This is a genomic window from Segatella baroniae B14 (genome assembly GCF_022024235.1).
GTDB classification, from domain to species: Bacteria; Bacteroidota; Bacteroidia; order Bacteroidales; family Bacteroidaceae; genus Prevotella; species Prevotella bryantii.
Map to the genome: position 1 here is coordinate 2,374,433 of NZ_CP091799.1, position 15,446 is coordinate 2,389,878.

Here is a 15,446-nt window from a genome sequence, read left to right on the forward strand (position 1 = left end):
GTTTGTATCGTCAAAAATAACTATTTTTGCGTCAAAATTGTTTAAAATAAAAGGCATGTTAAATCCGTTTAAAATATTCGGAATAAAAAAAGAAGAAAAAAGATTGGTTGTTATAGCTGGGTTAGTTTTTGCTTTCTTAAATGCGCTCATGCTATATGTACATTTTGATGATTTTACCAGGGGTGGTTTAGTAGGTGCTTGGAGTCTGTATAATAATAAGCTGTTATTATCAGGTTATGATCCTTATGCGTATATGACGATTTATAAATGGGATGTATTCTATGTGTTATCTCGTCATCCTTTGATATCCCTTTTTTATTACCCTTTTTATGGTTTAAATAAAGGTATCATGGAGTTGACCGATAATTTCAATGCGGCTATCCTCATTATGACAGTATTGATTATGATAGCAGCTTGTTATTCGGTGGTCTTTATGTACCGTGTTTTTAGAGAAGTTTTAGCATTATCTAAAAAAGATAGTAATTTGCTGGTAGCAATGATGTTCTCTTTTGCTACGATATTGACTTCTTCGATGTCGCCAGATCATTTTATATTCTCACTATTTTTGTTGACTTTTACATTGTATAGTGCAGGTATGCACATTCGAAATCATACTCCTTATAAATGGTATAAAGCGGCTATTCTTTTCGTGCTTACAGCAGGTGTAACCTTAACCAATGGTTTTAAGACTTTGCTTGCAGTGTGGTTTGTGGATGGTAAGCGTACATTTCATTGGAAAAATGTATTATTAGTTCTAGTTGTTCCAGCTTCTTTACTCTATGGCGCCTATTATTATCAACATGAGAACTATGTTATACCTCGCGAAGAAAAAGGTCGTAAGATAGAAGCTGAAAAAATCAAAAAAAATCCAGAATTGGCAGAGAAAAGTAAGCAGGTAAAGGCCTTCCAAAAGAAGATTAATGGTGAACATTTCGCAGATAAGGGAATGTTGAAATGGTCTGATTTATCAGCACCTCGTGGACAGGCCGCTATTGAAAATTTCTTTGGCGAATCTATCATTTTGCACCAAGAATGGTTGTTGAAAGATATTTACCTTGGGCGTCCTTCTGTCGTGCATTACAAATGGTGGATTAATTATGTACTGGAAGGTTTAATTATCTGTTTATTTTTGGCGGGCTTAGTTGTTGGTATCCGAGATAAGTTTATGTTAATGGTATTATCATGGATCTCTGTTGAAACTGGTTTGCATTTTGTTTTGGGATTTGGACTGAATGAAGTTTATATTATGGGATGTCATTGGCTGTTTATTATTCCGATAGCCATCAGCTTTCTATTCCAGCGCTTCAATGAAAAAAATAAGGCTAGTAAGATAGTTAGATTATTAGTTGGTATTTTGACAAGCTATATGGCTGTTTATAATATTGTTTTGATTACTAAGTATATGTTGACGTTATGATGGATTTTCACGAAAACTTAAGAGCCTATAGTCAAGAAAACTTGCGTGCCTGCCAGTTGAAGCAGTTGAGCATTTTACAGGAAATTGATAAAATTTGTAAGCGTCATCATCTAGATTATTGGTTGGATGGTGGTACGTTGCTTGGGGCTGTAAGGCATGGAGGCTTTATTCCTTGGGATGACGATATTGATATCGCTATGGGCTATGATGATATGTTGAAGTTTGAAGAAATTGCTGCTCGTGAATTACCCGCACATTTGGCCATTCAGTCTCCCCGGAATGATCCGTCATCAAAAGAGCCTATAGTAAAGGTGCGTGATTTAAACTCCTTATATATTGAACATGGTGATAATTTTGAATCCGATTATCTAAAAGGTATCTATGTCGATATATTTCCGTTTACGAAACATCCTGGGATATCTAAGTCTATGATAAAAAAACTAGCAAAAGGTATTTCTAAAAGTAATTCTATTCTTCATCATTTGCATCGATATTCTTTGCGCTCTTTTGCTGAATTCTTCTGGTTTGGTGCTCAATATTATCTATATACGGGGCTTTGGAATTTAGCTTGTTGCTTGGTGAAGTCTAAGCGTTATGCTAATATACCGATTATCAATGGATATGGTATAACCCATGAGCGTGATCAGGTATTGCCAGTTTCAGTAATCAAGTTTGAAGGCTTGGAATTTTCAGCACCACATAATCCTGATCAGTATCTCAAAAATATTTATCGTAACTATATGGAAATTCCTCCTGTGGAAAAGCGGAAATTTCATTCGGTCTATATTCAACCAGAACTTGTCAAGAAGGATTAAACCTTCTTGACAGATTCTATGGTATGGTTGATTCCTTCTTTTATATTGAAGAGTGGTTTCCATCCAATTGCCTGAATCTTTGATGTATTGAATGAAGCTTTGGTTATAGGTGTTGTGTTTCCTTGTAGAGCATCATTCGGAATATCAAAGATAACTCGGTGTCCTGTGCTTTCTGCTATTAGTTCTGCCAATTGTCGAATTGTTATATTTGAATTCTCGTTGGCAACATTATAGGCATTTTTGTTTTTCCCGTTCAGTAAAAGTTGTAGTATTGCGTGAGCTGCATCGATAACATACAGCCAAGAGCGATATTGTAGCCCCTTACTTTTCAAAACGATATCTTCATTTTGAAGTACGTTACGAATGAACTGAGCATATACACGATTGTCCGATTCTGTAAATCCAGGTCCATAAGTATGGCATAAACGTGCAATTACGATATCGATATGGTATTCTTCTGCGTAAGCCACACACAGAGTCTCTGCCGCTCTTTTAGAAGACGGGTAGCAAGCACGTAATGAAGCACAGTCAACATATCCACTATCTTTCTCATTAAATTCTTGTCCATTTCCTTCTCCGTAGATTTCACCAGAAGAAATATAAACCATTCGTTGAAGTCCATGGTTTTTTCCATAATTTGCCAAGTGGGATACACCATTGATATTGGATAATATAACCTCAACGGGAGATGTTTTAAAAAAGTTTGGACTAGCATTGCTGGCTGCATCGATGATATAATCGAATGTGATGTCTCCTTGTAAAGGTTGGGTTACATCCATTTCGATAAATGAGAAATACTCATCTTCCCAATAGAGACTAAACTTATCCTGTGCTCTTTTTCGATTTCTGCCGGCGGCATATACGTGATAGCCCTTGTCAGGGTTAGCCATCAAAATGTCTATGATACAGCTTCCGATAAGGCCAGTTGCACCAGCCACAAGGATATTTCCAGTATTTAATGAGGCAAGAAAGTTTCCTTGATGGAATAATGAGAGAATATCTTTTTGATAAGGTGTTATTTGAGCCATGATTCAGGTCTAATTTGCATAAGAGCTTTAAGAATCTCAAGGTCTTCAATAGTTGTTATTTTGATATTTTTTTCAGAGCCAGCAACGATATGCATCTCTTTGCCACCAAGCTCAGCATATAGTGTACATGAAGCAACCGAATTTGTGATACCACGTTCTATAGCTTCCTGGTGTGCCTGGATAATATCTCCTAAGCGAAAAGTTTGAGGCGTCTGTGTGCGAATAAGTTGGTCTCTAGGTATGCTTCGATTTGTGGTAAAGCCGTCTGCACTCTCTAAAATCGCTTCTCTACATTGTATACCGGTAATGGCATTTCCGTATTTTTGGCAGATGGCAATGTTGGAAGAGATGATGTCTTGTGATATTAATGGTCTAACGGCATCGTGAATGAGTACCAAATCGTCTTCACTACATCCTTGTTCCTTTAACCCGAATATGCCATTGTGAATGGATTGCTGTCCATTATCGCCTCCTGGGAATACCCATTTTAGCTTAGTTATATTAAACTGGTTGGCATACGATTGTAAAACCGTTTCCCATCCTGCTAGACATACCACAGCAATGCCTTGTATATCAGGATGTTTTTGGAAGGCCATCAGGGTATGAATAATGATAGGACAGTTGTCTACGTGCATGAATTGTTTAGGGATATCTTGACCCATTCTGTTGCCAGATCCTCCAGCTATAATAAGTGCATAATTCATATGGCTTGGTTTATTGTATTAATTTTTTAATCATTCCACCACTTCTCAGAATCTTTCCCTGTCGTCTGCAGTTATAGATATAATTCAGGTAAGTTTCTTCTGAAGTATGTAATATAATGTTTTCAATTTCTTGTATACTATTGACAGCTATACCAAGTTTATGCTGTACGATAAAGGGTGCTACAGCTGATCCTTTCCATACGATAACGGGGAGTCCAGCTGCTAGGTATAGCGATAGTTTATGTGGAAGGTTATAACTTAGGTATTCTCCTAAGGGACCATTGCAAGTATCAATGGATTTTCCATCCCAGACTAATCCCCAACCGCCTTTTATCTTTCCAGTATGGTCGCTATTGAAAATTCCTCCGTAGTTAATATGAGCAAAGGATGAAAGGTCTAAGTTATCCTTGTTACCAAATAAGTTGAAACTAATTTTCTGTACTGGCATTTTATATAATGCTGGTAGAAATTGAGATTTCGCTAAGTTACCTGCAAAGACCACTTCGTTCCGATGAGATAGCATCTCTTTTTCTTGAAGAAAATCGTCGTCTGAATAATAGTCAAAAAGATGCAGAATATCCATAGGTGTGTGAACTCCATTTTTTTGAAGGATAGCTTGCATGGCCTCTGTGTGCACGATAATGCGATCTGCCGAGTTTAGCCACGCAATTTCCTTTTCATGATTTTGTCGATATCTGAAAGTTTGAATATCGTGAATGAGAATAGTTACCTTGTTGCCTTTGGCGTGGAGGTATTTTATTATTGTCAGAAAAACTTTGTCGCAAGATACCGGATATTGAAATATATATTCGTGTTGTCCTTTGTATTTACGAACTAATTTGAGATATTGGAATAAGATGTTCAAACTTGTTCTAAATGGAAATTTGTAGAATACACATTCTACATTTTCCACAGGATATCCACATTCTGTAAATGCAGTATTGATATCGGCCCTTGCTTTTCCGAAAGCATATATGAATGACTTCTTTACTAATTTGGGCATTTGGTTGATTAATATCTTCATGCTTTTTTATATTTATGCTTCTTCCTTATTTCTGTCGTTATCAATCAAATCCATGAGCTTATAGCTTGTTTTGGAGATGACTTTTCGACAAAACATCTTATTCGATTCCTTGATCTTTGGATAGTCTTCTTCTGTTAGAATTTTAATTACTGGATGATAATGAATGTATGTTAATGGGGTAATAGCTTCCAAACTTTGATATTTTCCTTCTTCAATCATACAATGTGAAGCGAAATCAGAGTTAAAGGCAACGGTCTGTATAAAAGTTTCTGCAGGACAAAAACTAGTCTTGAAATAGTTTACAAGATGCTTATTATAATCCCATTCGTCCAAGATATATTTTGCTAATTTAGGAGTGATGGCCCACCAAGCTGCTCCTTTGTATAAAGTGTAGGTCTTTCCTGGACAGTGAATGTGTAGGGTTTTGCGTATAGGGGTGGCTGCAACCATATGTCTTAGCGCTACACGAAATTTATTTTTAATACTTCCATTTTTCCAAGGTTTTGATGTGAAAAATCTAAAATGGCGATATTCCTGTGCTTGTTTTCCTTGGTGTAGCATGGATATCCCTTGTAGTATTTCTCTTTCTTCTTCTTTTGCTTTGTGGAAGTAATCCAAAATGGCACGGTTGCTCCAAACAGGATAGTCCATGCCACTCATTGTTATAAGATAGTCTGCTTGGCATTCATATAAAGCTGCGCGGATTAACTCCATCTGATATTCTACCTCGTTGATGCTTCCCCATACTACATTAACTCGATGTTTAATAAAGTGTATGTTGTCACCATATACCTTTTCTTCAAAATTCCTAATGTTGCTCTTGGCATCAATATGGATGAAAAATTCAGAGCCTTTGGGTAAACTGGTTATCAAGTCTCTAAGATGCTTGGCATCCTTATGGGCGGATATGAGAAAGGCTAATTTCATAGTTTTGTGAATTTAGAGTGTACGAAAGATAAACATTCATCGAGTATTTTTACCCGTGCTATTTTCATAACGGCAAAATAGAGTAATGCTGCTATTAGAATACGTGCTCCCAGTAATATATATAGATTCTCGATGTTTCTTGTTAAATAATAAGTAATTATCATGACAACTGTAGCACTGAGTGCAAACGGCATGATATCCTTTAAAAATAGAAAAATGTTATAGTGAATCAATTTGCTTGTAAAAAAATGCCAGATGAAAAGCCATAATAGATTGAGCCCCACATAAGAGACAACCATAGTATGGATGCCATAAGGCCAAATCAGGGCCATAGTGATAATTTGGGCAAGACCCAGTGAAATGGTTACCCAAAAATTGATACCTGATTTCCCCTTACTGATGACCAAATTTGACATTAATGTACATAGTGGAAGTATTGCACCACTGATACAAAGTATTTGTAGTAGTTCGGCACTGGCTACCCATTCCTCTGTAATGGTAATGATAATAAATTCGCGAGATACTAATCCAAAACCAAGTAGCATAGGAAAAGTCAGAAAACAGGTAAAGCGCATCATCTTGCGGAAAGCCTTGAGTTGTCGGTCTTCTTCTCCGTTTAAATCGGCCAAAACGGGTTGCGCTACTTGTTGAATCATGCCTTGTACAAGAGAGAAACATTTAAAGTTCCAATTATATGCTTGGTTATATACTCCTGTTTCAACTTTCGAGTAGTGCCTACCTAATAATATGTTTAGGATATTATTGTTAATCTGGTTTATAATATTAGTAGCTAGAATTTTAAAAGAAAAGCGAAACATGCTTTTGACAGGCTCGAAATCAAAGTTCCATGTTGGTCGCCATGAGGAATAGTGCCACTTCAGAAGTGTATCTGTTCCAACAAAGGTAATTCCCTGTGTGGCCAAAGCCCAATAGCCGAATTCTAGAAAAGCCATTATGCTTCCAATAATGCTTGATATAATAATAGCTGCCATTCCTGATTTTGCGATTTGTTTGGCTTTTAAGTTTTTGAAAAGGTAAGCAGACTGAGCTGTTGCAAAACTAGAGAGCAGTATCGAGATGAAAGAATAACGGCAAAGTGCTACAATATCCTGGTTATGATAATATTCAGCAATGAGTGGTGCACAGAAGAATAGTATAATGTAGGCAGAGAAGCCTATAATGATATTAAACCAAAAAACAGAATTATAGTCACGATGGGTAGGATTTTTAAGATTGGCTAATGCTGCTGTAAATCCACTTTCTTTGAGAGCATTGGCAACTAATGGGAAAATATTAATCATTGCCATAACACCAAAGTCAGATTTAGCAACAAGTCGTGCTAGTATGATTCCGTAGACAAGTCCGATCAATTGCTGTATGCCATTGTTCATTCCTCCCCAAAACATACCTTTAGCTGTTTTCTCTTTTAATGTTTCCGACATAATGTTTGCAAAATTACGAATCTTTTTCCTGTTCTGGTTGTTCCTGTTTAATTATTTTAGCAGGATTACCCACTACTGTACACCCATCAGGCACATCTTTGAGAACTATACTACCAGCTCCAATCGTGACTCTATTGCCAATATGGATAGGGCCAATAACAATTGCTCCTGTCATAATCTTCACATCATCACCAATTGTAGGTCTTCCTTCCTCGCCATTATGATGGTTTGTTCCTAAAGTGACCAATTGTAGGCAATAGAAATTTTTGCCAATGCTTTCTGCATTTAAATAGGTAGAATAATTATGTTCGAAATGAGCTCCTTCACCAATGGATGGACACCAAATATGCAGACTTGTCTCGGGTGGACACAGCCATTTGATAAATATGCTTAAATATTCCCCCATGCGATAATAAAAGAGATTTCTGAAAGTCTTTTCGCGGGTCATCGCTTTGATAAAGTTTAATACAGTAGCCTTTTTATCTTGTACCTGTCTTAAATCATTGTCAAACAACTTATGATGAGCCATGTAATGTCCTATATGTGGAATCAGACGTAGTGCTGAAGCTGATAATATAATCGTTTGAGTAATAGGGTTCATATATTTTTATACTGATTATGTGTGCAAAGATACTTAAAATGTATCACTTACGTTGTGTGTATAGTTGCTTAAATAATCATAATATTGTTAATAGTATTTAAAACGTCTTTTTCTAAAGAATGTGTAGAAGGGTTATTTCAAATAAAATATGTACTTTTGCACTCTGAATTGTGAAGATGCATCTTAGAGTCTTCACAGCTTTCTTGTGTTAATCGTGTTATCTTTGGCCGGGTATCACTGTTAGTGAATCAGGAAAGCGGCAGAGAGAATGCTGTGGATGGTCTCTTTTAGACTGGAGGCGCCGCGAGGTCTCTGCTCGTTCAATAGTATTAAATAAATTAGTTTTTTAGTAGTAAATTTAATTTTTAAAATGGACACTTTAAGTTACAAGACTATTTCCGCTAACAAGGAAACAGCTAAGAAAGAGTGGGTCGTAGTTGATGCCAGCGATCAGATTGTAGGTCGTCTCTGCTCTAAAGTTGCTAAGCTGCTTCGCGGAAAGTACAAACCAAGTTTCACACCTAATGTGGACTGTGGTGACAACGTAATCATTATCAATGCTGAAAAGGTAGTTTTCTCAGGTAAAAAGGAAACTGATAAGATTTACACTCGTTATACTGGTTACCCTGGTGGTCAGCGTTTCAATACTCCAGAGGAGCTTCGCAAACGCAAGGATGGTGTTGACAAAATTCTTCGTCACGCTGTTAAGGGTATGCTTCCAAAGGGTCGTTTAGGTCGTGCCCTGTTGGACAATCTTTATGTTTTCGAGGGTGCTGAGCACGATAAGGAAGCTCAGAAGCCTAAGACAATTGATATTAACCAGTATAAATAATTAAGACAAAGATGGAAGTAATCAACGCAATTGGTCGCCGTAAGAGCGCTGTAGCTCGTGTTTACGTTACAGAAGGTACCGGTAAGATCACAATTAATAAGAAAGATATCGAAACATTCTTCCCATCAGCAATTCTTCGTTATGTAGTAAAGCAGCCATTACAGTTGCTCGATGCTGAGGGTAAGTATGATATTAAGGTTAATATTTTCGGTGGCGGTTTCACTGGCCAGAGTCAGGCACTTCGCCTTGCTATTGCTCGCGCACTCGTTAAGATTAACGCAGAAGATAAGAAAGCTTTGAAGGATGCTGGATTCCTCACACGCGATAGCCGTGCTGTAGAGCGTAAGAAGCCAGGTCAGCCTAAGGCTCGTGCTCGCTTCCAGTTCAGTAAGCGTTAATATTCCCCTTAGGAATAAACTGAACAGTTTAGTATCTAAACCGGTAAGATTCTTAAAGACTACTTGCCGGCTGATTCTAGGCAAAATTAGAATTCAAAAAGAAAGTAAACAATTAAAAAAGAAAAGACAATGTCAAGAACAAATTTTGACCAATTACTTCAGGCAGGTTGCCATTTCGGTCACCTCAAACGTAAGTGGAATCCAGCTATGGCTCCTTATATCTTCATGGAGCGTAATGGTATTCATATCATCGACTTGAACAAAACAGTAGCTAAGATTGACGAGGCTGCTGAAGTTCTTAAGGGTATTGCTAAGTCTGGCAAGAAGATCCTGTTTGTCGCTACTAAAAAACAAGCTAAGGACATCGTAGCTGAAAAGGCTGCTTCTGTTAATATGCCTTATGTTATTGAGCGTTGGCCAGGTGGTATGCTCACTAACTTCCCTACAATCCGTAAGGCAGTTAAGAAAATGACAAACATCGATAAGTTGATGAATGATGGTACATTCTCTAACCTTTCTAAGCGTGAGTTGCTTCAGATTACACGTCAGCGTGCTAAGTTGGAGAAGAACCTTGGTTCTATTGCTGATTTGACCCGTCTTCCTAGCGCATTGTTCGTTATCGACGTAATGAAGGAGCATATTGCTGTTAAGGAAGCTCAGCGTCTTGGTATCCCAGTGTTTGCAATCGTTGATACAAACTCAGATCCTAAGAACGTTGATTACATTATCCCAGCTAATGATGACGCTAAGGATTCTGTAGAGGTAGTTTTGAGTGCTGTTTGTGGCGCTATCGCTGAAGGTCTTGAAGAGCGTAAGGCTGAAAAGGCTGACGAAAAGGCTTCTGCTGAGCAGAAGGAAGAGGCAGCTGATAAGAAGCGTGCTCCTCGTAAGGCTCGCAAGGAAGAGACTGCAAATGAGGCTCCTAAGGCTGAGTAATTAGTATTAATCAATAAAATATAAGGAATTTAAAATGGCTGTATCAATAGCTGATATCCAGAAGCTTCGTAAGATGACAGGTGCTGGTCTTGCTGATTGTAAGAAGGCTCTGACTGAGGCTGATGGTGATCTCAATAGAGCAGTTGAGCTCGTTCGTGAGCGTGGTCTTGCACTCGCTGCAAAGCGTTCTGATCGTGAGACTTCAAATGGTTGTGTACTTGTAAAGAAGGGTGAAGGTTTCGCTGCTATGGTAGCTATCAAGTGTGAAACTGACTTCGTTGCTGCAGGTAAGGATTTTATCGGTTTGACAGAAGAAATTCTTGATGCTGCTATCGCTGCTAAGGCTAAGTCTATAGACGAGGTTAAGGCTCTGAAACTTGCTAATGGTGATGACGCAGAAACTGCAGTTAAGCATCGTTCTGGTATCTCTGGTGAGAAGATGGAAATCGATGGTTACAACTTCATCGAAGGCGCAAATGTTGAGGTTTATGACCACATGGGCAAGCATACTCTTTGTACTATGGTTCAGCTCAATAATAACAACGAGGAAGTTGGTCATAAGGTCGCTATGCAGGTAGCAGCTATGAAGCCAGTTGCTCTTGACGAAACTTGCGTTCCTCAGAATGTTAAGGACGAAGAACTTCGTGTTGCTATTGAGAAGACTAAGGAAGAGCAGATTGAGCGTCAGGTTAACGTAGCTTTGAAAAAGGCTGGCATTAATCCAGCTCACGTTGATTCTGATGATCACATTGAGTCTAACACAGCTAAGGGTTGGTTGACTCCTGAGCAGGCTCAGCAGGCTCGTGATATCAAGAAGACTGTTGCTGAAGAGGCTGCAGGCAAATTGAACGAGCAGATGATTCAGAATATTGCTAAAGGTCGTATGAACAAATTCTTCAAGGAGAACTGTCTCGTTGATCAGGAATTCCAGTTCGGTGACGGCGATAAGGCTTCTGTTGCTCAGTGGATGGCAAGTCAGGACAAGGATCTTAAGATCACTGACTACAAGCGTTTCTCACTTTCTGCAGATTAATTTGTATCCTTTTAGGGATAATCAATATGAAGAGTCGGAATTTCTATTCCGACTCTTTTTTTGTTGGTATTATTTTTTTATGTATCTTTGTCGTCAAAAATTAGAACGATTATGAAGATATTTGCTATAGGTATGAACTATTTGCAGCACAATAAAGCGTTGCATGGTTCGTTGTTTAAAACAGAGGAACCTGTTATTTTTACAAAAGCTGATTCCGCGTTGTTGAAAGACCATAAGCCTTTTTTTATCCCTGATCATATGGGACGTATTGAATATGAAACTGAACTTGTGGTTAGAATATGTAAGTTGGGTAAAAGTATTCCAGCTCGCTTCGCTTCACGTTATTATGATGCTGTAACAGTTGGAATTGATTTTACAGCTCGAGAGCTTCAAGCTAAATTGAAGGCAAAAGGTCAGCCGTGGGAACTTGCAAAGGGGTTTGATGGATCTGCTGTTATTGGCGACTGGATGGAGCTTGACAAAATAAAAGATATTCAGATGACTCGTTTTCATCTTGACATCAATGGTAAGACTGTGCAGGAAGGATGTTCTTGTGATATGCTTTATAAGGTTGATGAGATTATTGCCTATATCAGTCAGTATTTTACCTTAAAGACGGGTGATTTACTTTATACAGGATGTCCTACAGGATGTGGTCCAGTTCAGATTGATGATCATTTGGAAGGTTATCTAGAAGATAGAAAGGTTCTTGATTTTTATTGTAAATAAGAAAAATTTATCCATGAAGGCATTCAGAGTTATACTTCTATTTTTAGTTTTGTGTAGTTTGAACGTTACTGCTCAAAAGCACAAACGCTTTTTTAATTTGACAACGGAAAATGTGAAGTTAGATTCTGTTTTGCAGGAATTTGTACATACGATTCCTTTGGTGGGGAATTATCAAGATTCTGTTTATACTGCAGAGTTGTCTTATCCAGAATATATGGATATGACTTCTGAAGATATAGCTTCTTATCAGAGATTATCAGGTGAAGTTCTTCCTGCCTCTCCTGTAATTCATACAGACTTGTCTGTCTTCAGAGGACGTGGAAGATTTACGGTAAGTTTTCTGCCGATTGTTTATCGTAATAATAAATATCAGATGTTGGTTAGCTTTATGTTAACCATAACATCGCAAAAGAAAAATCGTATTCAAAAGTCTATTTTGCGTGTAGCTCAAGGGAATGGTTCTCGTTATGCGGAACATTCTGTCCTCGCTCAGGGTACATGGGCTAAGATTAGAGTTCCTGAATCTGGAGTTTTTCAATTAACAGATGCTGTTATCCGTAAAGCAGGTTTCTCTGATTTGAGTAAGGTTAAAATTTATGGTTATGGCGGTAAACTTCAATATGAAGCACTTCATGGTGATACGCTTAGATACTACGATGATTTACAGGAGGTTCCTACTTGTACAGTAGGGGGAAAACGTCTTTTTTATGCTCAGGGACCTATCAGTTGGACTTCCAAAACAGCAACACGTCGTACGCGTAATCCATATTCCGACTATGGCTATTATTTTATCACTCAAAGTGAAGATACCCCTAAAACTATAGATTCTGTATCTTTCATTCAATCCTTTTATCCATCACCTGATTATTATCATTCACATTATGAAGTAGATGGATATAGTTGGTATCCAGGTGGACGTAATCTTTTTGACAATGAAGAGATTAGTTCCACCAAGACTTTGGTGATGAAAAATGAAACCAATGGTACGACTGGTAGACTGGCTGCATGTATTACAGCAGGTACTAACAGTACAGCAAGAGTCATTTTAAATGGAGATTCTTTGAATCTATCAGTCAGCTTGACTTCTTATGATAAGGGTAATCAAGCTATCGGTTCTTTTTTAGTCAAGAATCTCGGAGAAAGAGATACTATACAAATTAAGGTCTTGTCGGGTGGTCCTATTCGATTAGATTATCTTACGATGGTTTGGGACTCTATTCTACCTAGGCCAAATTTACTTACCGACAATTTTTCAGCTCCAACTTATGTTTGTAATATAACCAATCAAGACCATCATGCAGATAGTCTGGCTGATATGGTTATTGTGATACCAACGAGCCAAAAATTGCTAGAACAGGCTAAACGTTTAAAGCTTTTCCATGAAACTCATGATAGTCTTTCTGTTAATATCGTACCGGCAGACGAATTATATAATGAGTTTTCAAGTGGAACACCTGATGCAATGGCTTATCGTAGATATCTGAAGATGCTTTATGATAAAGCCAATGCGACGAATGCCACAAAAACGTTGAAATATTTTTTGCTTTTTGGCGATTGTGTCTGGGATAATAGAATGTTGACCTCAGACTGCTCCTCATTAAATCCTGATGACTATCTTCTAGCTTTTGAAAGTGAAAATTCTTTTAATGAGATCTCCTGTTACGTAGATGATAGCTGGTATGGCATCCTTCAAGATGGTAAGGGACTTAATCCTTCCATCGAACAGATAGATGTAGGTGTAGGACGTTTTCCAGTAGTGACAGCAGACGAAGCAAAAGTTATGGTTGATAAGACCATAAATTATATTACTAATAATAATGCTGGAGCTTGGCAGAATTCTATTCTTTTCCTTGGGGATGATGGTAATGATAATCTGCATATGCGTGATGAAAATGAAGTTGCCGATTATATATCTCAGCTTTATCCTAGCTTTCTTATGAATAAGGTAATGTGGGATGCTTATACACGCGAATCCTCTTCTACTGGTAATACTTATCCAGAGGTAACTTCTTTAATCAAGCAACAGATGGCTAATGGGGCTCTTTTGTTTGATTATGCTGGTCATGGTTCTGAAAGTCAGTTATCTCACGAGGCAGTATTAAAAATAACAGATTTTGAAGAATTTACAAATACTCGTTTACCATTGTGGATTACAGCTTCTTGCGATATCATGCCTTTCGATGGTGTCAAAGAAACGATAGGCGAAGCGTCTGTATTAAACGCTAATGGTGGTACAATGGCTTTCTATGGTACAACACGTACAGTATATGCAGATTTGAATAAGAAATTAAATCGTGCTTTTTTGAAATATGTATTAGGTAGAGATGAAAATGGTAAGCCTTATACTTTGGGAGAGGCTCATGTACTTGCCCAGAATGACATGATTAATGGTACTGGATATAACGGAGAGTCAGATCGAACTACAAATCATTTGCAGTATTCTCTGTTGGGTGATCCCGCTTTAGCTTTGAATCTTCCTTCGTTGTCGGTTACTGTCGACGATATTGACGGTGTGTCAATATCAGATTCAGTACCAACATTGAAAGCTGGTTCTAAAGTTACAGTTAAGGGCCATGTAGAGAATGCATCAAATTTTAATGGTGTCCTTTCTGTTTCTATTCTCGATAGTAAGGATACGATTACTTGTAAAGTTAATGATATCTCAGAAACATCTGAGCCGTTTGTCTTTACTAGTTATGACAAAGTGCTTTATTCTGGAAATGATAGTGTTCGCAATGGGCAGTTTGAATTCTCTTTTGCAGTGCCTAAGGATATTAAGTATTCTAGTGATTCAGGCTTGATGAATTTCTATGTTGTTAATACCGATCATACTTTGACGGGAAATGGATATACTGTCCAATTTAAATTAGGTGGAAGTAATGTTTCTCTATCCGATAGTATAGGTCCAAAGATATTTAGTTATCTTAATTATGAAACATTTATGGATGGTGGTAATGTAAATGCTACACCTTATTTTTATGCCGAGTTATCAGACACTTCAGGAATTAATGCCACAGGTAATGGTATAGGACACGATCTGGAGTTGATTATTGATGGAGATGCTTCAAAAACTTATAATCTGAATAGCTATTTTAGTCCAAAGTTTGGTACTTATCAAGAAGGAACAGTGGGTTATCTTATACCAGAATTAGCAGAAGGAAAGCATTCTTTACTTTTTAGAGCATGGGATACTCTGAATAATTCTAGCACTTTTACTTTAAATTTTAATGTAGTGAATGGTTTAACCCCTACCTTGCGTGATATTTATACTTCTGTAAATCCAGCTTCAACAACGACGGACTTTATAGTGGTACACGATCGTATTAACAGCAGTGTTAATGTAGAAATAGAAGTCTTTGACACGTCAGGACGAATTGTATGGTCGCATAGTGGTAGTGGTGCTTCTGAAGACCATACCTACCGTACCACTTGGGATTTGTCATCCTCTGCAGGAGGAAAACTTTCAACTGGGGTATATATATATCGTGCAAAAATCTCTTCAGAAGGCAGTTCGACAGCGACCAAGGCTAAGAAACTAATAATCGTAAACAATAATTAGT

The 15,446-nt window shown here is 37.7% G+C and carries 14 protein-coding genes; 8 read left to right on the plus strand and 6 right to left on the minus strand.

Annotation, left to right across the window (positions count from 1 at the left end; translation table 11 throughout):
• Positions 1-55: 55 nt before the first annotated feature.
• Complete coding sequence (locus L6469_RS09995) at positions 56-1,417, plus strand: DUF6080 domain-containing protein (protein WP_006281305.1); 1,362 nt, start codon at positions 56-58, stop codon at positions 1,415-1,417.
• A complete protein-coding gene (locus L6469_RS10000) occupies positions 1,414-2,232 on the plus strand; it encodes a LicD family protein (protein ID WP_006281304.1) in 819 nt (272 codons plus the stop codon). The genes L6469_RS09995 and L6469_RS10000 overlap by 4 nt, the downstream gene beginning before the upstream one ends.
• Here L6469_RS10000 and L6469_RS10005 read toward each other — a convergent pair.
• From L6469_RS10005 to L6469_RS10030, 6 genes are read right to left on the minus strand one after another with little or no spacing between them, the layout of a single operon-like run.
• Positions 2,229-3,260 (minus strand): NAD-dependent epimerase/dehydratase family protein, encoded by a 1,032-nt coding sequence (locus L6469_RS10005; protein WP_006281303.1) that lies wholly within the window; start codon positions 3,258-3,260, stop codon positions 2,229-2,231. The genes L6469_RS10000 and L6469_RS10005 overlap by 4 nt on opposite strands.
• A complete protein-coding gene (locus tag L6469_RS10010; RefSeq protein ID WP_006281302.1) occupies positions 3,248-3,964 on the minus strand; it encodes an IspD/TarI family cytidylyltransferase in 717 nt (238 codons plus the stop codon). Before L6469_RS10010 ends, L6469_RS10005 begins: the two co-directional genes overlap by 13 nt.
• 10 nt (positions 3,965-3,974) lie before the next feature.
• Positions 3,975-4,988, minus strand: coding sequence for a galactofuranosyltransferase (locus L6469_RS10015; protein ID WP_006281301.1), 1,014 nt, complete (start codon positions 4,986-4,988; stop codon positions 3,975-3,977).
• 12 nt (positions 4,989-5,000) lie between these two features.
• Entirely contained in the window at positions 5,001-5,915 is a 915-nt protein-coding gene (locus L6469_RS10020; protein ID WP_006281300.1) for a beta-1,6-N-acetylglucosaminyltransferase, read from the minus strand.
• A complete protein-coding gene (locus tag L6469_RS10025) occupies positions 5,912-7,357 on the minus strand; it encodes a lipopolysaccharide biosynthesis protein (RefSeq protein ID WP_006281299.1) in 1,446 nt (481 codons plus the stop codon). Before L6469_RS10025 ends, L6469_RS10020 begins: the two co-directional genes overlap by 4 nt.
• 13 nt (positions 7,358-7,370) lie before the next feature.
• Positions 7,371-7,958: a serine acetyltransferase gene (locus L6469_RS10030; RefSeq protein ID WP_006281298.1), complete on the minus strand. Its 588-nt coding sequence runs from the start codon at positions 7,956-7,958 to the stop codon at positions 7,371-7,373.
• Between the two features lie 370 nt (positions 7,959-8,328).
• Here L6469_RS10030 and rplM point away from each other — a divergent pair, with 370 nt between their 5' ends.
• The 6 genes from rplM (at position 8,329) to porU (ending at position 15,445) form a co-directional block, all read left to right on the plus strand.
• Positions 8,329-8,790, plus strand: coding sequence for a 50S ribosomal protein L13 (gene rplM / locus L6469_RS10035; protein WP_006281297.1), 462 nt, complete (start codon positions 8,329-8,331; stop codon positions 8,788-8,790).
• A gap of 11 nt (positions 8,791-8,801) precedes the next feature.
• A complete protein-coding gene (rpsI, locus tag L6469_RS10040; protein WP_006281296.1) occupies positions 8,802-9,188 on the plus strand; it encodes a 30S ribosomal protein S9 in 387 nt (128 codons plus the stop codon).
• A 129-nt stretch (positions 9,189-9,317) separates the two neighbouring features.
• Complete coding sequence (gene rpsB / locus L6469_RS10045; protein WP_027453091.1) at positions 9,318-10,124, plus strand: 30S ribosomal protein S2; 807 nt, start codon at positions 9,318-9,320, stop codon at positions 10,122-10,124.
• Positions 10,125-10,158: 34 nt separating this feature from the next.
• Positions 10,159-11,157, plus strand: coding sequence for a translation elongation factor Ts (tsf, locus tag L6469_RS10050; RefSeq protein ID WP_006283579.1), 999 nt, complete (start codon positions 10,159-10,161; stop codon positions 11,155-11,157).
• 111 nt (positions 11,158-11,268) lie between these two features.
• On the plus strand, positions 11,269-11,886 hold the full coding sequence (locus tag L6469_RS10055; protein WP_006283578.1) for a fumarylacetoacetate hydrolase family protein: 618 nt from the start codon (positions 11,269-11,271) through the stop codon (positions 11,884-11,886).
• 13 nt (positions 11,887-11,899) lie between these two features.
• Positions 11,900-15,445: a type IX secretion system sortase PorU gene (gene porU / locus L6469_RS10060; RefSeq protein ID WP_006283577.1), complete on the plus strand. Its 3,546-nt coding sequence runs from the start codon at positions 11,900-11,902 to the stop codon at positions 15,443-15,445.
• Position 15,446: the final 1 nt, after the last annotated feature.